This is a genomic window from Kitasatospora sp. NPDC058218 (genome assembly GCF_042882445.1).
GTDB lineage: Bacteria > Actinomycetota > Actinomycetes > Streptomycetales > Streptomycetaceae > Kitasatospora.
The window spans coordinates 17,975-38,841 of the sequence record NZ_JBHVWC010000084.1 but is presented as its reverse complement, the minus strand read 5'-3'; the positions used below and the strand labels follow the sequence as shown (position 1 = coordinate 38,841).

Below are 20,867 nucleotides of genomic sequence, written 5' to 3'. Positions count from 1 at the left end.
GTCGAGGGCGACGACGCGGGTCTCCCCGTCCCCGTAGACCTTGTTGAGACCGGTGGCGCGGGCGGCCGCCCGGCCGGTACGGACGGCGGTTGCGGACATCGTCACGGGGGAACTCCTGCGGGGACGGAACGGATGATCGGGTTCCGTCCAATCCTCCCAATCCGTTCCGGTCCGATTTGTCGCCCGCGGGTACGGCGGCCCCCCGCCGTCCCGGCGGTCCGGCGGGGGGTGCTCTCCTCCTGGGGTATGACGTCGCCCCTGAGGTCCCGCCCTCGGGGGCGGGTGCCCGGCGGGCTACTCGACGGCGACGCCCCAGCGCTGGGCGAGTCCGGCCAGTCCGCCCGCCACCGACGCCCCGGCCGGGGTGAACCGCCATCCGCCGCCGGTGCGGTGGAACGAGCCGACCACCAGCGCGGTGTCCGGCACCCCGGCGGTCACGGCCGCCCAGTGTTCCGGCCCGGCGGCGTCCGGGCCGAACGCGGCGGTCAGGGCCAGCCCGTGCACGTAGCCGAGCGGCAGTGCGGGGGGTTCCTCCTCCTCGGTGGAGACCGCGACCGCCACCTCGTCCACGTGCGCCGCCACCCGGCCGAGGTGCAGGCTGAGTTCGGCCTCCCGGACGGGCTCGCCCGGCTTCGAGCGGGTCGGGTGCAGGCGGACCGCGCCGTCCGGGTCCTGCGGGTTGTTGAAGAAGACGAAGTGCTCGTCGCTGACCACCCGCCCGGCGGCGCAGAGGAAGGCGGAGACGTCGAGCTCCACCGCGTCCCCGCCGGCCGTGCGGCTCTGCCAGGAGAGCCGCACACTGGTCGGGCGGTCGTCGCCCGCCGCGCCGGCGGCGTGGGCGGCGGGCCCGTGACCGGTCGCCCGATCGGCCCCGTTCGGGTCGCTGCCGCTCGCGCCGCTGCCACCGTTCGCGCGGGCCGCGGCACCGGCCGGACCGCCGGCACCGCCGCCGAGCCGGCCGCGCAGGCCCTGTTCGGCCAGCAGTTCGACCAGCTCCGGCCCGCTCACCAGGCTCAGCGGCTTGTTGCGGATGTACTCGTAGGAGCCCGGACCGAAGCCGGCCGTGGTCACCAGGATGCCCTTGATCGCGCCGTGGTGGCGCACCGTGGAGTCGAGGTCCCGGACGGCGGTGGGGGAGACCGTCGAGCGGTAGCGCTTGGCCTGGATGACGATCCGTCCGCCGGTCACCGGGTCGAGGTCCTCGGCGACCACGTCCACCCCGGCGTCCCCGCTGCGTGCCGTGGTCATCACCCGGAAGCCGCGCAGTCGGAACAGTTCGGCGATCAGTTCCTCGAACTCGATCGGGTCCATCTCGAAGAGGTCCGGCTCGTCCTCGCCGCCCTGCCCGGCGAGGCTGCCGCCGACCGTCTCCGGCAGCCGGTCCGGCCGGACCTCGTCCAGCCGCTCGGGCCGGGCCGACAGGACGCCGCCGAGCCCCTGGAAGCACTCCACGGCCGCCACCCGGTCCAGCGCCAGCCCCGCGAACTCGGGCCGGTCCACCGTGACCGTGGACAGGAAGCGCTCGGCCTCCCGGCCGGTCGCCGGGTCGATGCCGCGCACGAAGCCGTTCAGCACCACCGACGCCAGCTGGCCGTCCGCGTCCGCGCGGAATAGTTCGGCGACCACCCGCAGCGCGCTCTGCGCCAGCACCTCGCGGTAGAGCGCCTTGCGCTCGGTGGCCGGGCGGGCCACCTCGGCCTCCCGGTCGTCCGTCTTCACGTACCGCACCCGGGCGGCGGCCGGGACGACGTCCGCGGCGGGCAGCTCCCAGTTGACGACCAGTTGGCGGGTCGAGGCCTCCCAGGCCGCGACCAGCCGGTGCGGGAACCCCTCCGGCCAGCCCGCCGAGGCGTACAGCACCGCGGTGAAGTACTCCTGCACCGCCTCCGGTTCGCCGGAGCGCAGCCGGCGCAGCAACTCCTGGGTGCGGGAGGCCCGTTCCTCGTCCTGGCGGCGGTGCTGGGCCACCCAGTCCAGGTACTGCCGGTGGTACTCGGCGAGCCGGCGCTGGCGGTCCGCCTCGGCCGCCTGGGCCGCGTACCAGTCCTGCTCGAACCGGGCCCGGGCCTGCGCCACGTACTGCTCGTACTGCCGCCAGACCGCCGGGGTGCGGGCCTGGACAGGGTCCGGCGGCGGCACCTGGTAGTGCGCCTGGTCGGGCATCGGCACCGCTTCGCCGAGCCGGCCCGGCTCGAACGGCGGCAGCGCCCGGGGCGCCAACAGGGCCTGCGGGCTGAATGCCGACCGGCCCAGCCCGGCTGCCAGCAGGCCCCTCAACTCATCGACCCGGCCGTCCAGTTCGGCCGTCTGCCGGGCCGCCTCCGCCTCCCGCGACTGCTGGTACGCGCGCAGCGCCTCACGCTCGCCCCGGGCGGCCGCCCGCTGGGCCTCGCGTTCCTCGCGCTCGCGCCGGCGCTGCTCGGTCGCCTGGGCGCGCCACCGCGCCTCCTCCCGGCGCTGCTCCTGTCGCTGCGTCTCCGCCCAGACCGCCAGCACACCGTCGTTCCGCCGCCCCGCCACCGTCCACCCCTTCGCTTCGCGCCCGGCCGCGCCCGCGCGCCGTCTCCCGGCCGCGCCGCCGCCGCGCCCGCCACAATAGAACGTGGACGGGTGAACCGGCCAAGCGCCCATGACCTGCGAAGGCGTCCGGAGCGACGGGGCGTCACCCGGCCACCCGGATCACGACCTTCCCGACGCTCTCCCGGGCGAGGAAGTGCCGGTAGGCGTCCGGCACCTCGTCGAAGCCGAACTCCCGCCCGACCGCCGGACGCAGCCCGTGCTGTCCGACCGCACGGAGCATCGTCTCCAGGTCGGTGCGACTGCCGACGAACTCCCGGCGGATCGTCGCCAGCGACCCCGCGTACGCCTCGTCGGTGATCCGCAGCGCGGCCGGCTCGTCGGAGACGACCCAGAGCAGCACGATCTGCCCGTACAGCGCGGCGGCGCGCACCGACTGGTCGATGGTGGCCGGGCCGTGGGTCTCGACCACCAGGTCGGCGCCGGCGCCGTCGGTCAGTCGCCGGACCTCGGCGGACCACTCCGGGGTGCGACGGCGGTCCAGGACGTGGTCCGCGCCGAGGGCGGTCAGCCGCTCGGCACCCGCGGCGCTCCCGCTGACCGCGAGCACCCGGCAGCCGTGCGCCTTGGCGAACTGCACGGCGCACAGCGAGACGTCCCCGCTGCCCAGGGTGAGCACCGTCGAGCCGGGGATCAGCGGGCCGCCGCCGGTCAGGGCGCGCCAGGCGGCCACCCCGGCGCAGCTGAGCGCGGCGGCCTCGGTCCAGGCGAGGTGCGCGGGTACGGCGGCGAGCGCCTGCTCGTCCAGCACGGCGTACTCGGTGAGCAGGCCGTCGACGGTGCAGCCGAGCTGGTCGGCGAGGTCGGGCCGGAGCCGGCCGGCCGTCCAGCGCGGGAAGTAGCTGCCGGTCACGCGGTCGCCCACGCGGAACCTGGTCACCTGCGCGCCGACGGCGACCACCTCGCCCGCGCCGTCGCTGAGGGCGATCACCCCGGGCCGGGCGGGCAGCGGGTAGCGGCCGGAGAGGATCAGGGCGTCGCGGCGGTTGAGCGCGGCGGCGTGCACCCTCACCAGCACCTCGGTGGGCCCCGGGTCGGCCGGCTCGCCGTGGTGCAGGACCAGGCCGTCGGGCCGGCCGGGTCGGTCGAGACGGTACGCGCGCATGGTGGTCCTCTTCCGTCGGGCTCGGCCGGGGCGCCCCCGGCTCCGGCTGATCCTGGCCGCAGCCGTGCGCCGCGCCAATTCCCGTCGGGGAATGAGGAAGTGGACCGCCGCGCCGATCCGCCGGGATCGGCCGGACCGGACCTACCCGGAGGCGGGGACCTCCGCGTACCAGCGCCAGTCGGTGCGCCGGGGGCGGCCGGGGAGTTCGCCGCGGCCGGTGGCCCAGAGCAGGGTCGGCCACGGACCGGCGGCCGGGTCGGGCCGCACGTCGGGGAAGAGCCGGGCGAGCGTGCGCCGGCAGACGTCGGCCGGAGGCTCCCACGGCAGCCCCAGCCCCTGGGCGACGTCGTGCAGGTGGACCAGCGTCTCCACCAGGCTCATCGCGGTGAACCCGGCCGGGTCGGCGAGGCCCCACGGGTGGTAGGCGCGGGTGTCCGGCGAGGCGGTGCGGGCGATCGCGACCATCAGCGCGCCGCTTGCCTCCAGGACCTCGACCAGCCCCTCCGGGCCGGTCTCGCGCTGCGCGTAGACGAAGCTGTTCGGTGCGCCCGGGGACAGCCGGACCGACCGGAACGGCACGTAGCGGTCCCGCGGCGGGGTCTGCGGGCCGAGCTGGGCCGCGTAGGCGAGCAGGTCGTCGGCCAGGTGCTCGACGGTGGCCCAGCAGTCCCAGGTGAGCGTCCCGGCCGGGCGGGACCAGTCGGCGTCGGCGGGCGCGCCGCGCAGGGTGGCGGCGGCGAGTCGTAGGGTGAGCGCGAGGTCGTCGGCGGTGACCGGGCCGGGTGCGGGGTCGGGAACGGGGTTCGGCCCGTGGGCGCTGTCGATCATGGCGTGACCGTACCCCGTCGCCCGGCCGTCCCTCGACACCCCCGGGGGTACGGCGGGAAGCGCGCCCGCGGGGTGCCCCCCTCAGGCCGTCAGGGCGTCGGTCAGCCCGGCCAGGACGGCGCACACGTCGCGCGCCGCGGCCCGCATCTCCTCGCTCTCGCCGGGCCGGCGGACGAGGTCGGCCAGGATCAGCAGAGCGGCCCGCACGGCGCCCACGGGAACCTCGACGGTGCGCAGCGCGTCCAGGGCGTCGGCCGCCCGTTCGGCGGCGCTGCTGTCCCACGACTGCGTCAGTTCCACGGCCCGGGGCGTTCCTTCGGGGGGAGCGGACACGACGTGCAGGACACGGGGCGGGTTCGTATGGCTCATGCCCGGAGCAACGACGGCGGGGCCCGGCCGGATGCCACGCGTACGGGTGATCACCGCTTCGGGAGCCCGGGGCGGGTCCGCCCGCGGCCCGTCCGGTCCTGCCCGTCGGCGCAGGTCAGGGACACACTGTCGGAGGGAGCGGGTAGCCTCGCTGGTTCGGACGCAGGGACGGACGGGTGACGGGAGGGTGGGCGTGCAGGTACCGCAGCAGGCGGGCGGCGGGTGGATCTCCACCGGGCTGCACTGGCGCGACGGGCAGCCGGTGCTCGGCGCCGTCCAGGGCCGCCGGGTGCACGAGCGGGTGGTGGCGCCGGGTACGCGGATCGGCTGGCTGCTCGGCGGGCCGCGCCGCTGCACCGGTGCCTGGCTCGTGGGGGCGAGCGAGCGCACGCCGTGCCCGCACCACGCCGTCATCGAGCCGGACGGCGGAGCGGTCCAGTGCGCCGCCTGCCAGAGCGTCGACCGCGGGCTGGCGCTCGCCCGGGACCAGATCCTCGACGACGGCCGCACCTACCGGCTCTACCTCGCCTGGTTCGGCGACGGGCTGCTGAAGGTCGGCCTGACCGCCGAGCAGCGCGGCACCGCCCGGCTGCTCGAACAGGGCGCGCTCGCCTGGACGTTCGCCGCCCGCGGGGCCCTGCCCGCCGTCCGCCGGGCCGAGCTCACCGTCGCCGCCTCGGGGATGGCCCGCGAGCGGTTCACCGGGCGGGCGAAGACGGCGCACTGGTGGCGCCACGGCGACGCCGACGGGCGCCGCGTGCTCCTCGACGAGGCCCGCGCCCGGGCCCACCGGCTGCTGGACGGGCACGCGGTGGAGCTGCTTCCCGACCACCCGGTCGTCGACCAGGTGGAGGTCTTCGGGCTGGCCGACGGCGCGCCCGCGGCCTACGGGCAGATCGACGCCCTCGCCCCCGGAGCGGTGGTCGCCGGGCGGCTGCGCCCGCCGATCGGGCGGTACCTGCTGCTCGACCAGCCCGACGGCGCCGAACCGCTGCTGCTCGACACCCGCCGGCTCACCGGCTGGACGCTCGCTCCGGCGGCCGGCCGGCCGGCGTCGGGCCTGAGCGTGAGTCCCCGGGTGCGCCCGGAGGAGCCGGACACCCAGGAGGCGCTGTTCTGACCGGCGGGTAGCGGGTAGCGGGTGGCTGTCGGCTGGCAGCGGAGGAGGGAAGGCGCCGGCCGGTGGCCCGGCTCAGCCCAGCTTGCTGCGCACCCCGCCCGGCCCGGACCGCGCCCGGCGCGACAGCGGCGGCCGGGACGGCCGGACGTCGGCCCGTGCGGGCCCGGCGTCGTCGGCGGCGCGATGGACCAGTGCGGCCCGGGCGGCGGCCAGCGCGACCCGCGCCAGCAGCGGGTCCTCGCGGACGCCCGCCGCCCGCTTCGCCGTCTGGCAGCCCGTGCACCAGATCGCCGAGGCGGGCCCGTCCGGGTACACCAGGCTCTCCGGCGGCAGGTAGTGGCCGCCGCACTCGACGCACTCGAAGACCAACCTCATCCGACGATCACCGTCCCGGATCCGTGGCACCGACCGCACGGCGACCAGAAGGTGTTGAGCTTCGCCACCATGCTCCCTTCCTCGTCCAGTTCGACCGTCGCCTCGGTCTTCTCCGTCCCCCCGGACCCGGCGCACCCGGCGCAGGACTGAACCTCGGGCATATGACCCTCCTTGGCGCGGGGACCACCGTAGCGCGAATTCCCCGGGTACAGCACTGGTCCTGAGGAACCACCACCCGCGCGGGGCGCACATGCCGGCCCGTGCGCCCCGCCCTTCCCGGCACTGCCCCGATGGATGTTCGGACGGGGCCGGCCAGGGGGCGCCGGGCACCGCGCGCCGAGGCGCCGGGGTCGGCGGGCGGCCGGACTGTCAGTGCCGTGCGGCATGCTCGCCGGAAGCGGTCGGAACGTCGAACGAGCGGGGGCGGCACATGCGGCAGAGGCCGGAGTTTCCCTACCGGAGGGTGAGCGGGTGGAAGCTCGCCCTGATCGTCCTGGGCACGCTCGCGGTGCCGGTCCTCAACAACCTCTCCCACGGGCTCCCTCCGGCCTCGGCGGAGCCCGGTAGCGGGTTCATGAGGATCCAGGACGTCTCGGCCGCGCTGACGGTGGGCCTGCTGATCGCCCTGCCGGTCGAGGTCATGGCGAACGCCGCGTACCGGCGCAGGCTGCGGAGCCACCAGGAGGAGGTCAGCAGGCTCGTCGAGGAGAACCGGGAGCTGCGGCGGCGTCAGCTCCGGCACGAGGCGGACCGGAAGGCGGCCTGGATCGCCGGCCTGGAGCTGAGCCGCGAGGAGCGGAGGTCGGCCTACGGCCCGTCGATGGCCGAGATCGACACGGTGTCGCCCGCCGACTTCGAGGCGCTGGTCCGCCGCCTGATGGCACGCGACGGCCTGCGGGCCGAGGTGATCGGCGGCAAGGGGGACCAGGCCGTCGACGTCCTGGCCCGCACCGCCGGCGGAGGCGCGATCGCGGTCCAGTGCAAGCACACCACGGTGGGTGCGAAGGTCTCGGCCCGGGTGCTCTACCAGATCAAGGGCACCTCCGAGGCGGTCTACGGAGCCGAGGAGTCCCTGGTCGTGACCAACGGTTCCTTCACCCGGGACGCGGTCCAGTGGGGAGCCAGGCACGGCATCGGGCTCATCGACCGTGACGCCCTGCGTAGGTGGTCCCAGGACGCGGACCACCTCTACCAGACCGTGGACCTCGCCATACCGTCCGGCGGGTCGCCGGGCGACCGGCCGGGCAGGGCGGGCCCCTCCCGCCCGGAGGGGCCCGCCGGCCTGGAGGCCCGCTGATCCGGTGGCCCGGTGGCAGCGCGGCCCGGTGGTCGGGCGTGCTCAGCCCGCCGCGCTGCGGAGGAACTCCCGGTTCATCGCCGCGATGCTGGGCAGCGGGATGCCCTTGGGACAGGCGGTGGCGCACTCGCCGGTGTTGGTGCAGCCGCCGAAGCCCTCGGCGTCCATCGTGGCGACCATGTCGCGCACCCGGGACTTGCGCTCGGGCGCGCCCTGGGGGAGCACGTTGAGGTGGACGACCTTGGCGGAGGTGAAGAGCATCGCCGAACCGTTGGGGCAGGCGGCGACGCAGGCCCCGCAGCCGATGCACTCGGCGTGTTCGAAGGCCGTGTCGGCGGTCTCCTTGGGCACCGGCGTGGCGTGCGCGTCGGGGGCGCTGCCGGTGGGGGCGGTGATGTAGCCGCCGGAGCCGATGATGCGGTCGAAGGCGGAGCGGTCCACCACCAGGTCCTTGACGACCGGGAAGGCGGCGGCCCGCCAGGGCTCGATGTCGATCGTGTCGCCGTCGGCGAAGTGCCGCATGTGCAGCTGGCAGGTGGTGGTCCGCTCGGGGCCGTGGGCCTGGCCGTTGATGACCATGCCGCAGGCGCCGCAGATGCCCTCGCGGCAGTCGTGGTCGAAGGCCACCGGCGTGTCGCCGCGGGTGATCAGCTCCTCGTTGAGGGTGTCGAGCATCTCCAGGAAGGACATGTCCGGGCTGATCCCGGTGACCTGGTAGGTGGTCATCGAGCCGGGGGTGTCCGGGCCCGCCTGGCGCCAGATCCGAAGGGTGAGGTTCACGCGTAGCTCCGCTGGGTGGGGTGGACGTGCTCGAAGTCGAGGTGCTCGCGGTGGAGGACGGGGGCGCTGCCGGTGTCGGTGAACTCCCAGGCGGCGGCGTAGGAGAAGGCGTCGTCGCGCCGGGCCGCCTCGCCGTCCTCGGTCTGGCTCTCGGTCCGGAAGTGGCCGCCGCAGGACTCGGCGCGGTGCAGGGCGTCCAGGCACATGAGCTCGGCCAGTTCGAAGTAGTCGACCAGCCGGTTGGCCTTCTCCAGCGACTGGTTGAGCTCCTCCCCGGTGCCGGGCACCCGGATCCGGCGCCAGAACTCCTCGCGCAGCTGCGGGATCCGGGCGAGGGCGCGGCGCAGGCCGGCCTCGTCGCGGGCCATCCCGCACTCGTCCCACAGGAGTTCGCCGAGTTCGCGGTGGAAGGAGTCCGGCGTCCGGTCGCCGCCGACCGCCAGGATCAGGTTCAGCCGGTCCGTCACCTCGGCCTCGACCGAGGCGATCTCGGCGTGGTCGGCCGGGACGGCGGGCAGCGGGTTGCGGGCCAGGTAGTCGTTGAGGGTCGGCGGGAGGACGAAGTAGCCGTCGGCGAGGCCCTGCATCAGGGCGCTGGCGCCGAGCCGGTTGGCGCCGTGGTCGGAGAAGTTGGCCTCGCCGATCGCGAACAGGCCGGGGACGGTGGTCTGCAGGTCGTAGTCGACCCAGAGCCCGCCCATCGTGTAGTGGATCGCCGGGTAGATCCGCATCGGCACCCGGTACGGGTCCTCGGCGGTGATCCGCTCGTACATCTCGAAGAGGTTGCCGTACTTGGCGGCCACCGCGTCGCGGCCGAGCCGCCGGATGGCGTCGGCGAAGTCCAGGTAGACGCCCTGGCCGCCGGGACCGACGCCGCGGCCCTCGTCACAGACGTTCTTGGCGGCCCGGGAGGCGATGTCGCGCGGCACCAGGTTGCCGAAGGAGGGGTAGATCCGCTCCAGGTAGTAGTCCCGCTCGGCCTCGGGGATCTCGCCCGGCGGCCGGGTGTCGCCCTCGGCCTTCGGCACCCAGATCCGGCCGTCGTTGCGCAGTGACTCGCTCATCAGGGTCAGCTTGGACTGGTGCTCGCCGGAGCGCGGGATGCACGTCGGGTGGATCTGGGTGAAGCAGGGGTTGGCGAACCAGGCGCCGCGCCGGTGCGCGCGCCAGACCGCCGTGGCGTTGGAGTTCTTGGCGTTGGTGGAGAGGTAGAAGACGTTGCCGTAGCCGCCGCTGGCGAGCACCACCGCGTCGGCGGTGTGGGTGGTGATCGCGCCGGTCACCAGGTCGCGCGAGACGATGCCGCGCGCCCGCCCGTCGATCACCAGCAGGTCCAGCATCTCGGTGCGCGCGTGCATCTCCACGTTGCCGGCGGCGATCTGGCGCGACAGCGCCTGGTACGCGCCGAGCAGCAGCTGCTGGCCGGTCTGGCCGCGGGCGTAGAAGGTGCGGGAGACCTGGACGCCGCCGAAGGAGCGGGTGTCCAGCAGGCCGCCGTACTCGCGGGCGAAGGGGACGCCCTGGGCCACGCACTGGTCGATGATCTCCACCGACACCTGGGCCAGCCGGTGGACGTTGGACTCGCGGGCCCGGAAGTCGCCGCCCTTGACGGTGTCGTAGAAGAGCCGGCGGACGGAGTCGCCGTCGTTGCGGTAGTTCTTGGCGGCGTTGATGCCGCCCTGGGCGGCGATCGAGTGGGCCCGCCGGGGGGAGTCCTGGAAGCAGAACTGGACGACGTGGTAGCCCTGTTCGGCCAGTGTGGCGCCGGCCGCGCCGCCGGCCAGGCCGGTGCCGACCACGATCACGGTGTGCTTGCGCCGGTTGGCCGGGTTGACCAGCTTGGCGTCGAACCGCCGTTGGTCCCAGCGCTGTTCGATCGGCCCGGCGGGAGCCCTGGTGTCGGCGACCGGGTCGCCCACGGTGTACTCGCTGTAGGGGGTCAACTCACCACTCCGGTCATCACGGCCACGGGGACGGACAGGAAGCCGACGGTCAGCACCAGCGCCAGACCGTTGGCGGTCAGCTTCAACGCGCGGTCCCGGCGGGCGTTGTTGGCACCGAGGGTCTGTGCGGCGCTCCAGAAGCCGTGCCGGATGTGCAGGCCGACGGCCAGCATCGCGACGATGTAGATCACGCAGCTGTACCAGTTCGAGAAGGAGGCCACGATGTTCTGGTACGGGTGGCCGTGCTCGGCGGCCGGGTTCACGGTGAGCGTGGTGAGGTCCAGGATGTGCCAGACGATGAACAGTGCCAGGATCACCCCGCCCCAGCGCATCGTCCGGGTCGCGTAGCTGCTCCGCCGCCGCTGGTGCACGTACTTGCTGGGCCGGGCCGCGAGGTCACGCCGGCTGAGCTGGTACGCGGCCACGCCGTGCAGCCCGACGGCCGCCAGCAGGCCGACCCGGGCGATCCACAGGAACCACTCGTAGTGCAGCACCGGCTGACCGAGGGTGCGCAGCCAGTGCGCGTAGCCGTTGAGGTCGTCCGGGCCGAAGAAGACCTTGAGGTTGCCCAGCATGTGCGCGACCAGGTAGAGCAGCATGACCAGTCCGCTGACGGCCATGACCGCCTTCTTGCCGACGGTCGACCGCCACAGGGTCGCCAGGGTGGACGGATGCCGGGCCGTCCGAGTCGCGGTTGTCATGGCGACAACGGTAGGGACGCGCCCGACGGTACGTCCAAGACATGCTGCGGCTCGCCACGATAGCCAGGGCCTATGGTGGGTGCGCTGGGGGTGCGCGGGCGCGCGCCTATCCTGGCCGGGTGCAGCTGCAGCAACTCCGCTACTTCCTCGCCGTCGCCGAGACCCGCCACTTCACCCGCGCGGCCGAGGCGGCGCATGTGGCGCAGCCCTCCCTCTCCCAGCAGATCCGTTCCCTGGAGCGGGAGTTGGGTGCGGAGCTGTTCCACCGCACCCGGGGCAACATCGCCCTCACCGACGCCGGGGACGCCCTGCTGCCGCTGGCCCGGCGCATCCTCGCGGACACCGAGAGCGCCCGGCTGGCCGTCCAGGAGACGGTGCAGCTGCGCCGCGGTCGGGTCCGGCTGGGAGCACCGCCGAGCCTGTGCACCAGCCTGGTCCCGGACGTCCTGCGGGTCTTCCGGGACCGCTACCCGGGGGTGGCGCTGGTGGTCCGCGAGGGCGGCTCGCGCGACCTGGTCCGGACGCTGGCGGAGGGGGAGCTGGACGTCGCGCTGATCATCACCCCGCCGAGCGGGGAGGCGGCGCCGGCGCTCGCCGTCACCGAGCTGCTGCACGAGGAACTGGTGCTGGTGGCCCGGGCCGACACCGCCGGACGGCGCCGCCGGGTCCGGGTGGCGGAGCTGCGCGGCCGGCCGCTGGTGATGTTCCGGGAGGGCTACGACGTGCGGGAGGCGACGCTGGCGGCCTGCCGGGAGGCCGGCTTCGAGCCGGAGTTCGCGGTGGAGGGCGGGGAGATGGACGCGGTGCTGGGCTTCGTCCGGGCCGGGCTCGGCCCGGCCGTGGTGCCCGGCATGGTGGCGGCCCGCTCGGGGCTGGCCGTCACCCCGTTCGCCGGGCCGGGCCTGGGGCGGACGATCGCCGTCGCGCACGGGCACGAGGTGCCGCTCACCCGGGCGGCGGCCGCGCTGCGCGAGACCCTGCTGCGCCACCTGCGCGACGCGGCCCGGGCGGGCGAGCTGCCGCCGGGCACCCGGCTGCTGCTGGAGCCGTGACCGGGGCCGGGTGCGGGTCGGCACGGGGGAACGGTTGGCACGGTGTGCGAATCACCCGAATCGTGACCTGACGGCTCCACGACCTCGGAACCCGCTGTTCACGGGCCGCGTCCCAGGCGGTAGCCACGGTGTCGTAGGGTGCGACGCCGCAGGGCCGAGCAGGCAGTCACGGGGAGAGTGCGACGCGATGGACAACGGGAAGCAGCAGGACGGCAGACGGACCGGGAGCGGCGGCGCTCCCACCGGCGGGGCTCCCACCGGCGGGGCTCCCGCGAGCGGGGCCCCCGAGACCGGGGTTCCGGAGCCCGAAGCTCCGCAGGACCGGGCTCCCGAGGACCGGGCTCCGGCGGTCGAGGACGAGCGGCCCTGGGAGATCCCCGACTACCTCCACGAGCGGGAGCTCGGCTCCGGCGCGAGCGGCCGGGTCGTGCTCGCCCGCCACCGCGCGACCGGCCACCCCGTCGCGATCAAGTACCTGCACAGCTCCGTCGGCACCCCCGCCCTGCGGGAGGAGGCCCAGGTCCTCGCGGCCATCGACTCCCCGCACGTCACCCGGCTCTACGAGTACGTGGAGGGCGAGCGGGGCGCGGCCATCGTGATGGAGCTGGTGAACGGCATCGCGCTGCGCGACCTGCTCCGGGCGGAGGGCGCCACCACCCCGGAGGCCGCGCTGGTCGTCCTGAAGGGCTCGCTGCTGGGCCTGGCGGCCGCCCACGAGGCGGGTGTGGTCCACCGCGACTACAAACCCGCCAACGTGCTGGTCGACGTCCGCGGCACCTCCAAGCTCGTCGACTTCGGCATCGCCGTCCCGAGCGGCGACGACCGCGACGTGTCCGGTACCCCCGCCTACATGCCGCCCGAGCAGTGGGCGGGCCGGCCGGCCTCCCCGGCCGGTGACGTCTACGCCGCCACCGTCACCTTCTTCGAATGCCTCACCGGTACCCGCCCGTACGAGGGCGCCACGATCGCCGAGCTCGCCGTCCAGCACACCGAGGCCCCGATCCCGGCCGAGCTGGCGCCCGACCCGGTCAGGCCGCTGATCCTCGCGGGCCTGGCCAAGGACCCGCAGGCCCGGCCCGGGAGCGCGGCGGATCTGGTCGAGGAGCTGGAGGCCGTCGCGGCGGCCGGGTACGGGCCGCAGTGGGAGGAGCGGGGCCGCCTCGACCTCACGGCGCTGGTGGCGCTGCTCGCGCTGCTGCTGCCCGGCGCCGCCGGTGCGGCCGGCGGCACCTCACTGGCCCACACCGTCCTGGCGGGCGGCGCCGCTCCGGCCGCCGCCGTCCGGGAGACGCTGGTCCGGGCCGCGCCGGCCCGTCGCGGGGCGCGCCTCGGCAGCCGCGGCAAGGCGCTCGCCGGGGTCGTGGCCGGCACCCTGACCCTGGCCACGCTGGCCGGCATGGCGATGGCGGGGGCCGCCGACGGCGGTGCCCGTACGGTGGTCGGCGGCGCCTCCCCGGAGGCCACCACCACGCTCGGCGTGCCCGACCCGACGGGAGGTCCCGCGCCTGCCGCGAGCAGTGCCACGGACCTTCCGGGCGTCGTGCCGTCCGACCCGTCGCTCTCGCCGTCGGCGACCCCCGGCAGCCCGAGCACGTCGCCCACGGCCACGCCGACCGGCAAGACGCCCACCACCAAGGGGACCTCGCCCGCGACGGGCGCCCCCACCTCCGGCCCGCCGTCCGCCCCGCCCGGGGGTGCGGCACCGTCGGCCGCGCCCCCGTCGGCCCCGCCCACCTCGACCGCCCCCGCACCGACCGGGACCGCCACCGCGACCCCGACGGCGACCGCCGCCCCGGCGACCGTCGCCGTCACCACGGTGAACCTGGACTCGCTGACCTGCAGCGGCCGGTGGAGCCTGACCGCGACCGTCACCGTGGTCGCCCAGGGCGCCGGTACCGGCACCCTGACGCTGAACTGGTTCCACACCTCGGGCCGAGGGACGATCACCGTCGCGACCGACACGGTGGTGGTCCGCGACGGCCGCGCCACCGTCACCCGGCCGCACGACTTCGGCTCGACCGACACCTTCCCGACCTGGGGTGTGAGCGTCGGCACCACGCCGGCGGCGGCGAAGCCGGGCAGGACGTCGGCCACGATGGCCGCCTATCTCTGCGACCCGCCCCGCTGACCCCGTACCGGTCCCCGGTCCCCAACGACCCCTCCCCGTCGCGTCTCCTGGAGCAGCCATGTCCACGCCCCGCCCCGACTCCGCCCCGGCACCGGGCGCGGCCGCAGACCGGACCGTTCGGCTCGCCTCCGGTCCGGACAGCGCCGACCGGACGGTGCGACTCGGGTCCGACACCGAGGCCACCGTCCGGCTCGATGAGACCGTCCGGCTCGACGGCACGGTCCGCCTCGACGACGCCGAGGCCGCGAGCGCGACGTTCCTGGACCCCAAGGTCTGGGGCGGCGCACCGGAGCCGGGGGAGACCACCACACCCGTCGAGCCGCCGCCGGGCGAACAGCCGCCGGCCCCGCGCGAACAGCCGCTCGCCCCGGGCGAGTTGCGGCGATTCGGGCCCGGCGTTCCGCCGCAGGCCGCCGCGGTCTGGCACGGCACCGCCGTGCCGGAGGCACCGCGGCCGCCCCGCCCGCGTCGGGTCCGGCGATGGCTGCTCCCGGTGGCGGTGGTGCTGGGCGTCCTGGCCTTCCTGTTCTGGCGCTTCACCACGCCGGCCCTGGCGGTCACCGGCGTCGGCGTGACCACCGACCCTGCTGGCCCCGGCTGCGGCGGCACGGCGGTGATCACGGCCGCGGTGGAGACCAACGGTGGCGCCGGCACCCTCCGCTACCGCTGGCTGCGCAGCGACGGCACCACCTCGGGCGAGATCACCCAGGAGATCGGCTCCGGCGCACACCGCACCGACCTGGTGCTCCGCTGGAGCTTCGAGGGCCAGGGCTCGCTCCAGGCCACCGCGACCCTGGAGATCCTCTCCCCGGCCTCCCGGACCGCGACAGCCTCGTTCGCCTACCACTGCCCCTGAGCTCTCGGGATCCTCGGTGCCCGCCGGGTGTCCTGCGGTGCCGGATCGGCCCCGGCGGGGGCGGAGTAGCGTGGGGTTACCGGGGCGGCCCGAGCCGCCGTGACCGGACCCGGCGCAGCAGATCCTCGTCGGCCGGCGCCATCGGCCCCGCACCACCGGCTCCGCGCCTCCGGTCGCAGCGCCCTGAGGAGACCGCCGCCCGGGGGCGGGCCCCTCGGGCAGACAGGAAGGCGAGGCGGAGACATGTCCGTCTACGTGAAACTCTCGGCCGAGGCCAGGTCGCCGGAGGAACCGTCGAAGGGGCCGTTGGACATGCAGTTCCAGGACACCGCCGACGGCTACACCTACGAGTACGACCTGCACCCCAGCGGTGCACTGCGGGTCCTGCGCGTCTTCGAGGACACCCCGCACGCGGTCGAGGCGTACTTCAGCCCCTCGGCGTGGCTTCAGGTCGTGGGTACGTACCTGCGAGGCGGCTCCGAGTACTGACGGGCGGACGTCCATCGGTCGCCGTCGGCCCGTCCGGCTCGTACGGTCGTGTTCCGGGCGGGATCGTCGGCACAGGAGGCCAGCATGCGGCACTACCGATGGGTACTGGAGACCCAGGACGACGACGGCCACTGGCTCCGGCGGGACGGCGCTCCCGCGCAGAATCCCGTGGCGTACGACGGGCCGCCCCAGCAGGCGGCCAACCACCTCCGGGACGTGTTCGTGCGCACGCTCTCCTCGCCCGCCCCCGGCCCCCGGGCGGTCCGGATCCGCCTCTGGGAGGGCGCCGAGGCCGTCGGTGAGCCCCAGGCCGAGACCGAGTGGTCACGCGAGTGAGGCGCCCCGTCGGGGCCGGGTCCCGGGCGGCCTCCCCGTCCTGCTCCTATCGTTGAACCGGAAGAGTGCGGCGCACGATGAGGCGGGCTGAGCATGAACGGCGCGGACATCGACTATGCGGCCGTGTTCCAGGCGTTTCCCGGCATGGTGGCGCTGCTGACCCCCGAGCTGGTGTACGCGGAGGTGAACGAGGAGTACGTGCGCGCGTCGGGGCGTCCGCGTGCCGCGTTGATCGGCCGGTACCTCTTCGACGCCTTCCCGGACAACCCGAACGACTCCACGGCGACCGGTGCGCGCAACCTGCGCGCGTCGCTGATGCGGGTGCTGGACACCGGGGAGCGCGACGCCATGGCGCTGCAGCGCTACGACGTCGAGTCCCCGGAGCGGCCGGGCAACTGGACGGAGCGGTACTGGAGTCCGGTGAACGCTCCGGTGCTCGGGCCCGACGGCCGGGTGGTCCTGCTCGTGCACCGGGTGGAGGAGGTGACCGAGCTCATCACGGCCCGCGGCGGCCCGGGCGGCGGCCGGGCCCGGATACTGGAGGCGGAGCTCTACACGCGGGCCCGCGAGCTGCAGGACGTCAACGAGCGGCTGCGCCAGGCCCACGCCAGGGAGCGCGAAGTGGCTCTCGCGCTGCAGGAGGCGATGCTGCCCGCCCCGCGACCGGTGGGCCACCATCCGGCCGCCGTGCGTTACCGGCCCGCCGTGGGCGCGCTGAACGTGTGCGGCGACTGGTACGACCTGGTCAACCTGCCCGGCGACCGCATCGGGGTGGCCGTCGGCGACGTCGTCGGCCACGGCCTCCGGGCCGCCGGCGTGATGGGCCTGCTCCGCAGCGCGTTGAGCGCGGCCTCACTGGTGGCCCAGGGGCCCGCCCAGGCATTGGAGGCCCTCGGCCTGTACGCGCGCTCGGTCGACGGCGCCGAGAGCGCCACGGCGGTGGAGACCCACATCGACTGGGACACGCACACGATCGCCTACAGCTGTGCGGGCCACCCCCCGCCCGCCCTGCTGCACACCGACGGCACCGTCGAGTTCCTGGACCGGGCCACCGACCCGCCGCTCGGTGCCCGCCCCGAACCCGTCCCCCGTCCGGAGGCAGCCGTCGCGTTCGGAGAGGGCGACACGCTCGTGCTCTACACCGACGGGCTGGTCGAACGCCGCCGTGAGGACATCGACACCGGCCTCGCCCGCCTCGCCGACTCCCTCGCCCACCACCGCGGCACCGCCCCCGAACCTCTGGCCGACGCCCTCCTGCACGACCTGCTGCCGCTGGGCGGCGCCACCGACGACACGGCCCTGGTCGTCGTCCGGCTCTGACGGCCTTCCCCCAGGGCCCGGGAGGCACCAACGGGCCTGCCGCCAGAGGGACATGGCCGCTGCCGTCCGTTCTGCCGGCTCCGCCCACTCCCGGTGTGCCGCCCCCGGCACCCCCCTCCGGCGTCCGCAACGCGCGCGGGCCCGGGGCGGGTGCCCCGGGCCCGCGTGGAGCGGTGGCGTGGGTCAGGCCGGCAGGACGGCCTCGATCGCGGCGATGACCTCGGCCGACTCGGGCTCGGTGCGGGGGCGGATCCGGGCGGCGACGGTGCCGTCGGGCGAGACGAGGAACTTCTCGAAGTTCCAGGACACGTCCCCGGCCTGGCCCTCGGCGTCGGCGGTCCGGGTCAGCTGCGCGTAGAGCGGGTGCTGGTCGTCGCCGTTGACGTCGGTCTTCTCGAACAGCGGGAAGGAGACGCCGTAGGTGGTGGAGCAGAACGTCTGGATCTCCTCGGCGCTGCCCGGCTCCTGCCCGGCGAACTGGTTCGACGGGAAGCCCAGCACGGTGAAGCCGCGCGCGGCGTAGCGCTCCTGGAGCCGCTCCAGGCCGGCGTACTGGGGCGTCAGGCCGCACTTGGAGGCGACGTTGACGATCAGCAGCGCCTTGCCCTTGTAGTCGCCCAGCGAGGTGGCCTCGCCGGACAGGGTGCGCAGCGGGATGTCGTACAGGCTCACGGAAGTCCCCTTCGGATGGTCGGGTGTCGGGACAGGACTCGTCACGGAACGGTAGTCGCCCCGCCGGGGTCAACCACGACCGGGCTCCGGGTGTTCCGTCCCCGTTCGGGTGGACCGGCCGTCGAAGCGGGCGGCGACGGCGGCGAAGTCGGCGCTGCGCCAGCGTTCGGGGCGCATCCGGATGGCGATGTCGGCGGTCAGCTGTTCGGTGGTGGCGGCGAGGTAGGCGCGGGCGGTGTCCGGCGGCATGTAGCGGTGGGCCATCGCGGCTCGTTCGGCGGGGTCGATCCCGTCCTCGATCGCCACCACCGGGCCCTCCACGCTCACGTACCGGCAGGGCGGTTCCTCCTGCTGGGCGCAGAGCGCGAAGCGGCCGGCGGCGCGGATCCGGTGGGCCTTGGCGGAGTCGCGGCCGGTGAGGACGGTGAGGATGCCGCCGGGCCGGTAGGAGTACCAGATCGGGACGGCCAGCAGGCTCCCGGCCGACTGGTCGTCGTCGCGGACGGCCAGGACGCCGACGTGCGGGCCGGCCAGAAAGGCCTCGCGCTCGGCGATGCTCATGGTGAAGGGCACGGAGTGGCCTCCCGGGGTACGGAGGCCCGCGTGCTGCGGCGCGCGGGCGGGCCACTGGTACGTACCCGCACGGCCGTGGTGTCGAACGCGGTCGCTCCGGACGGACGCGCGCGCTCCGGTCGCGAGCCGCGGACGCGACCGGAGCGCAGCCGCCCGGGCGCAGTCACCCCGAGCGCGGTCGTCCGGGGGCTCGCGGCGGGCGAAGGTGGTCCGGCGCCGGTGGGGGTGCCGGACCACCGCGACTCAGAGTGCCAGCGGCTTGATCGCCGTGGGGGCGTGCTCCGGCAGCGTGGCGAGCTCCTCGAACTCGGTCACGTCGCTCATGTCGACGGTCTTGCTCATCGAGATGTTGGTGATGCGCTCCAGGATGGCCTCGACCACGACCGGGACGCTGTGCTCGGCGGCGAGCTTCTTGGCCTCCTCGAAGGCGGCGCCCAGCTCGTTCGGGTCGGTGACGCGGATGGCCTTGACGCCCAGGCCCTCGGCGACCTTGACGTGGTCGACGCCGTAGACGCCGAGCTCCGGGGTGTTGATGTTCTCGAACTCCAGGTTGACCTGGAAGTTGATGTCCAGCCCGATCTGAGCCTGGCGGATCAGGCCCAGGTACGCGTTGTTCACGAGGACGTGGACGTAGGGGACCTTGTGCTGGGCGGCGACCGCCAGCTCCTCGATCATGAACTGGAAGTCGTAGTCGCCGGACAGCGCGACGATCGGGGTCTGCGGGTCGGCGACGGCGGCACCGATCGCGGCCGGGATGGTCCAGCCGAGCGGGCCGGCCTGGCCGCAGTTGATCCAGTGGCGCGGCTTGTAGACGTGCAGCATCTGTGCGCCGGCGATCTGCGAGAGGCCGATCGTGGTGACGTAGCGGGTCTCCGGGCCGAAGGCCTTGTTCATCTCCTCGTAGACGCGCTGCGGCTTCATCGGGATGTTGTCGAAGTGCGTGCGGCGCAGCAGGGTGGCCTTGCGCTCCTGGGCGGAGGCGGCCCAGGCGGTGAAGTCGGGCAGCCGGCCCTCGGCCTTGAGCTCCTCGGCGACCTCGATGAAGAGCTCCAGCGCGGCCTTGGCGTCGGAGGCGATGCCGAAGTCCGGGGCGAAGATCTTGCCGATCTGGGTGGGCTCGATGTCGACGTGGACGAACTTGCGGCCCTTGGTGTACGCCTCCAGGTTGTACCCGGTGTGGCGGTTGGCCCAGCGGTTGCCGATGCCGAGGACGAAGTCCGACTCCAGGAAGGTCGCGTTCCCGTAGCGGTGCGAGGTCTGGACGCCGACCATGCCCGCGCTCAGCGCGTGGTCGTCGGGGATGGTGCCCCAGCCCATCAGGGTGGAGATGACCGGGACGCCGGTCAGCTCGGCGAACTCGACCAGCAGGTCGGAGGCGTCGGCGTTGATGATGCCGCCGCCGGCGACGATCAGCGGACGCTCCGACTCCAGCAGGAACCGGATCGCCTTCTCGGCCTGGGCACGGCTGGCCTGCGGCTTGTAGACCGGCAGCGGCTGGTAGGTCTCGGGGTCGAACTCGATCTCGGTCAGCTGGACGTCGATCGGGAGGTCGATGAGGACCGGGCCCGGACGGCCGGAGCGCATCAGGTGGAAGGCCTCCTGGAAGACGCCCGGGACCTGCGCGGCCTCCAGCACGGTGGTGGCCTTCTTGGTGACCGGCTTGGCGATCGACGAGATGTCGACCGCCTGGAAGTCCTCCTTGTGGAGCTTGGAGACCGGGGCCTGGCCGGTGATGCACAGGATCGGGATCGAGTCGGCGATCGCCGAGTAGAGGCCGGTGATCATGTCGGTGCCGGCCGGGCCGGAGGTGCCGATGCAGACGCCGATGTTGCCGGCCTTGGCGCGCGTGTAGCCCTCCGCCATGTGGGAGGCGCCCTCGACGTGTCGGGCCAGCGTGTGGCGGATGCCGCCGCCCTCCTTGAGGGCCTTGTAGAAGGGGTTGATCGCTGCGCCCGGCACGCCGAACGCGACCTCAACGCCTTCGAGCTTGAGGATCTCCACTGCCGCGCGTGCGGCTGTCATACGAGGCATCGGGTTACTCCTGCATCGGCCCGCAGTGGGTCGGAGGGCTCATCTCCAGAATTCCACCATACGGAAGAACGGTTTCTGTATGCGGAAACAAAGTAAGGCGGCGCCTGTCGGGGCGTCAAGGGGGCTTTCAACAGAATGTGGAAGTGGCTGCGCGGTGGCGAGCGGTGGGAAACCGCAGGTGGCGGGCGCGGGAAGGGGTCGGCCGGCCGTCGGGCCAGGCTGTCACGGCAGATGCGGCCGATCCATCGCCCGTTCCTCCAGTCCGTCGGTGCCGGACGGGCTCCGCGGTCGTCCCTTCGTGCAAAGCGCCCGGCG

General features: G+C 74.5%; 20 protein-coding genes. 8 read left to right on the top strand and 12 right to left on the bottom strand.

What is annotated here, in order from left to right; all coding sequences use genetic code 11:
- Window positions 1-294: 294 nt before the first annotated feature.
- The 4 genes from ACFVYI_RS37560 to ACFVYI_RS37545 all read right to left on the bottom strand — a co-directional run bounded on the left by ACFVYI_RS37560 (window position 295) and on the right by ACFVYI_RS37545 (window position 4,810).
- A complete protein-coding gene (locus tag ACFVYI_RS37560) occupies window positions 295-2,520 on the bottom strand; it encodes a restriction endonuclease (protein ID WP_387893971.1) in 2,226 nt (741 codons plus the stop codon).
- A gap of 142 nt (window positions 2,521-2,662) precedes the next feature.
- Window positions 2,663-3,682 carry an NAD(P)-dependent alcohol dehydrogenase gene (locus ACFVYI_RS37555; protein WP_387893970.1) on the bottom strand — a complete coding sequence of 340 codons (1,020 nt, stop codon included), beginning with the start codon at window positions 3,680-3,682 and terminating at the stop codon, window positions 2,663-2,665.
- 141 nt (window positions 3,683-3,823) lie between these two features.
- Window positions 3,824-4,510: a maleylpyruvate isomerase N-terminal domain-containing protein gene (locus ACFVYI_RS37550; protein WP_387893968.1), complete on the bottom strand. Its 687-nt coding sequence runs from the start codon at window positions 4,508-4,510 to the stop codon at window positions 3,824-3,826.
- Window positions 4,511-4,591: 81 nt separating this feature from the next.
- Window positions 4,592-4,810: a hypothetical protein gene (locus ACFVYI_RS37545; RefSeq protein WP_360640443.1), complete on the bottom strand. Its 219-nt coding sequence runs from the start codon at window positions 4,808-4,810 to the stop codon at window positions 4,592-4,594.
- Between the two features lie 262 nt (window positions 4,811-5,072).
- Between ACFVYI_RS37545 and ACFVYI_RS37540 the strand changes: the two genes are divergently transcribed.
- Window positions 5,073-5,999 (top strand): DUF2797 domain-containing protein, encoded by a 927-nt coding sequence (locus ACFVYI_RS37540; RefSeq protein ID WP_387893966.1) that lies wholly within the window; start codon window positions 5,073-5,075, stop codon window positions 5,997-5,999.
- A 72-nt stretch (window positions 6,000-6,071) separates the two neighbouring features.
- Here ACFVYI_RS37540 and ACFVYI_RS37535 read toward each other — a convergent pair whose 3' ends face one another.
- On the bottom strand, window positions 6,072-6,374 hold the full coding sequence (locus ACFVYI_RS37535; protein WP_387893964.1) for a hypothetical protein: 303 nt from the start codon (window positions 6,372-6,374) through the stop codon (window positions 6,072-6,074).
- On the bottom strand, window positions 6,371-6,535 hold the full coding sequence (locus ACFVYI_RS37530) for a hypothetical protein (protein WP_387893963.1): 165 nt from the start codon (window positions 6,533-6,535) through the stop codon (window positions 6,371-6,373). Before ACFVYI_RS37530 ends, ACFVYI_RS37535 begins: the two co-directional genes overlap by 4 nt.
- Window positions 6,536-6,837: 302 nt before the next feature.
- Here ACFVYI_RS37530 and ACFVYI_RS37525 point away from each other — a divergent pair, with 302 nt between their 5' ends.
- Window positions 6,838-7,671, top strand: coding sequence for a restriction endonuclease (locus ACFVYI_RS37525; RefSeq protein ID WP_387893961.1), 834 nt, complete (start codon window positions 6,838-6,840; stop codon window positions 7,669-7,671).
- A 42-nt stretch (window positions 7,672-7,713) separates the two neighbouring features.
- Here ACFVYI_RS37525 and ACFVYI_RS37520 read toward each other — a convergent pair whose 3' ends face one another.
- From ACFVYI_RS37520 to ACFVYI_RS37510, 3 genes are read right to left on the bottom strand one after another with little or no spacing between them, the layout of a single operon-like run.
- Entirely contained in the window at window positions 7,714-8,451 is a 738-nt protein-coding gene (locus ACFVYI_RS37520) for a succinate dehydrogenase/fumarate reductase iron-sulfur subunit (protein ID WP_387893960.1), read from the bottom strand.
- Entirely contained in the window at window positions 8,448-10,394 is a 1,947-nt protein-coding gene (locus ACFVYI_RS37515) for a fumarate reductase/succinate dehydrogenase flavoprotein subunit (RefSeq protein WP_387893958.1), read from the bottom strand. Before ACFVYI_RS37515 ends, ACFVYI_RS37520 begins: the two co-directional genes overlap by 4 nt.
- Complete coding sequence (locus tag ACFVYI_RS37510) at window positions 10,391-11,095, bottom strand: succinate dehydrogenase cytochrome b subunit (protein WP_387893956.1); 705 nt, start codon at window positions 11,093-11,095, stop codon at window positions 10,391-10,393. The genes ACFVYI_RS37515 and ACFVYI_RS37510 overlap by 4 nt, the downstream gene beginning before the upstream one ends.
- 119 nt (window positions 11,096-11,214) lie before the next feature.
- Here ACFVYI_RS37510 and ACFVYI_RS37505 point away from each other — a divergent pair, with 119 nt between their 5' ends.
- The 6 genes from ACFVYI_RS37505 to ACFVYI_RS37480 all read left to right on the top strand — a co-directional run bounded on the left by ACFVYI_RS37505 (window position 11,215) and on the right by ACFVYI_RS37480 (window position 17,276).
- Entirely contained in the window at window positions 11,215-12,147 is a 933-nt protein-coding gene (locus ACFVYI_RS37505; protein ID WP_387893954.1) for a LysR family transcriptional regulator, read from the top strand.
- A gap of 187 nt (window positions 12,148-12,334) precedes the next feature.
- On the top strand, window positions 12,335-14,275 hold the full coding sequence (locus ACFVYI_RS37500) for a serine/threonine-protein kinase (protein ID WP_387893952.1): 1,941 nt from the start codon (window positions 12,335-12,337) through the stop codon (window positions 14,273-14,275).
- A gap of 58 nt (window positions 14,276-14,333) precedes the next feature.
- Window positions 14,334-15,131, top strand: a complete 798-nt coding sequence (locus ACFVYI_RS37495; protein WP_387893951.1) for a hypothetical protein — start codon at window positions 14,334-14,336, stop codon at window positions 15,129-15,131.
- A gap of 243 nt (window positions 15,132-15,374) precedes the next feature.
- Window positions 15,375-15,620 (top strand): hypothetical protein, encoded by a 246-nt coding sequence (locus tag ACFVYI_RS37490; RefSeq protein ID WP_387893949.1) that lies wholly within the window; start codon window positions 15,375-15,377, stop codon window positions 15,618-15,620.
- Window positions 15,621-15,704: 84 nt separating this feature from the next.
- Window positions 15,705-15,956 (top strand): hypothetical protein, encoded by a 252-nt coding sequence (locus tag ACFVYI_RS37485; RefSeq protein WP_387893947.1) that lies wholly within the window; start codon window positions 15,705-15,707, stop codon window positions 15,954-15,956.
- 93 nt (window positions 15,957-16,049) lie between these two features.
- Window positions 16,050-17,276, top strand: coding sequence for a PP2C family protein-serine/threonine phosphatase (locus tag ACFVYI_RS37480; protein WP_387893945.1), 1,227 nt, complete (start codon window positions 16,050-16,052; stop codon window positions 17,274-17,276).
- A gap of 183 nt (window positions 17,277-17,459) precedes the next feature.
- Here the strand turns inward: ACFVYI_RS37480 and ACFVYI_RS37475 are convergent, their stop codons facing one another.
- The 3 genes from ACFVYI_RS37475 to gcl all read right to left on the bottom strand — a co-directional run bounded on the left by ACFVYI_RS37475 (window position 17,460) and on the right by gcl (window position 20,543).
- Complete coding sequence (locus tag ACFVYI_RS37475) at window positions 17,460-17,948, bottom strand: glutathione peroxidase (RefSeq protein ID WP_387893943.1); 489 nt, start codon at window positions 17,946-17,948, stop codon at window positions 17,460-17,462.
- A 69-nt stretch (window positions 17,949-18,017) separates the two neighbouring features.
- Window positions 18,018-18,521: a pyridoxamine 5'-phosphate oxidase family protein gene (locus tag ACFVYI_RS37470; RefSeq protein ID WP_387893941.1), complete on the bottom strand. Its 504-nt coding sequence runs from the start codon at window positions 18,519-18,521 to the stop codon at window positions 18,018-18,020.
- A gap of 243 nt (window positions 18,522-18,764) precedes the next feature.
- Entirely contained in the window at window positions 18,765-20,543 is a 1,779-nt protein-coding gene (gene gcl, locus ACFVYI_RS37465; protein ID WP_387893939.1) for a glyoxylate carboligase, read from the bottom strand.
- Between the last annotated feature and the right edge of the window lie 324 nt (window positions 20,544-20,867).

What these genes read in the sequence shown, in the direction of transcription:
- ACFVYI_RS37555 (WP_387893970.1), bottom strand. Translation starts at nt 3,682, where the DNA reads ATGCGCGCGTACCGTCTCGACCGACCCGGCCGGCCCGACGGCCTGGTC.
- ACFVYI_RS37550 (WP_387893968.1), bottom strand. Translation starts at nt 4,510, where the DNA reads ATGATCGACAGCGCCCACGGGCCGAACCCCGTTCCCGACCCCGCACCC.
- ACFVYI_RS37535 (WP_387893964.1), bottom strand. Translation starts at nt 6,374, where the DNA reads ATGAGGTTGGTCTTCGAGTGCGTCGAGTGCGGCGGCCACTACCTGCCG.
- ACFVYI_RS37530 (WP_387893963.1), bottom strand. Translation starts at nt 6,535, where the DNA reads ATGCCCGAGGTTCAGTCCTGCGCCGGGTGCGCCGGGTCCGGGGGGACG.
- ACFVYI_RS37510 (WP_387893956.1), bottom strand. Translation starts at nt 11,095, where the DNA reads ATGACAACCGCGACTCGGACGGCCCGGCATCCGTCCACCCTGGCGACC.
- ACFVYI_RS37500 (WP_387893952.1), top strand. Translation starts at nt 12,335, where the DNA reads ATGGACAACGGGAAGCAGCAGGACGGCAGACGGACCGGGAGCGGCGGC.
- ACFVYI_RS37495 (WP_387893951.1), top strand. Translation starts at nt 14,334, where the DNA reads ATGTCCACGCCCCGCCCCGACTCCGCCCCGGCACCGGGCGCGGCCGCA.
- ACFVYI_RS37490 (WP_387893949.1), top strand. Translation starts at nt 15,375, where the DNA reads ATGTCCGTCTACGTGAAACTCTCGGCCGAGGCCAGGTCGCCGGAGGAA.
- ACFVYI_RS37485 (WP_387893947.1), top strand. Translation starts at nt 15,705, where the DNA reads ATGCGGCACTACCGATGGGTACTGGAGACCCAGGACGACGACGGCCAC.
- ACFVYI_RS37480 (WP_387893945.1), top strand. Translation starts at nt 16,050, where the DNA reads ATGAACGGCGCGGACATCGACTATGCGGCCGTGTTCCAGGCGTTTCCC.
- gcl (WP_387893939.1), bottom strand. Translation starts at nt 20,543, where the DNA reads ATGACAGCCGCACGCGCGGCAGTGGAGATCCTCAAGCTCGAAGGCGTT.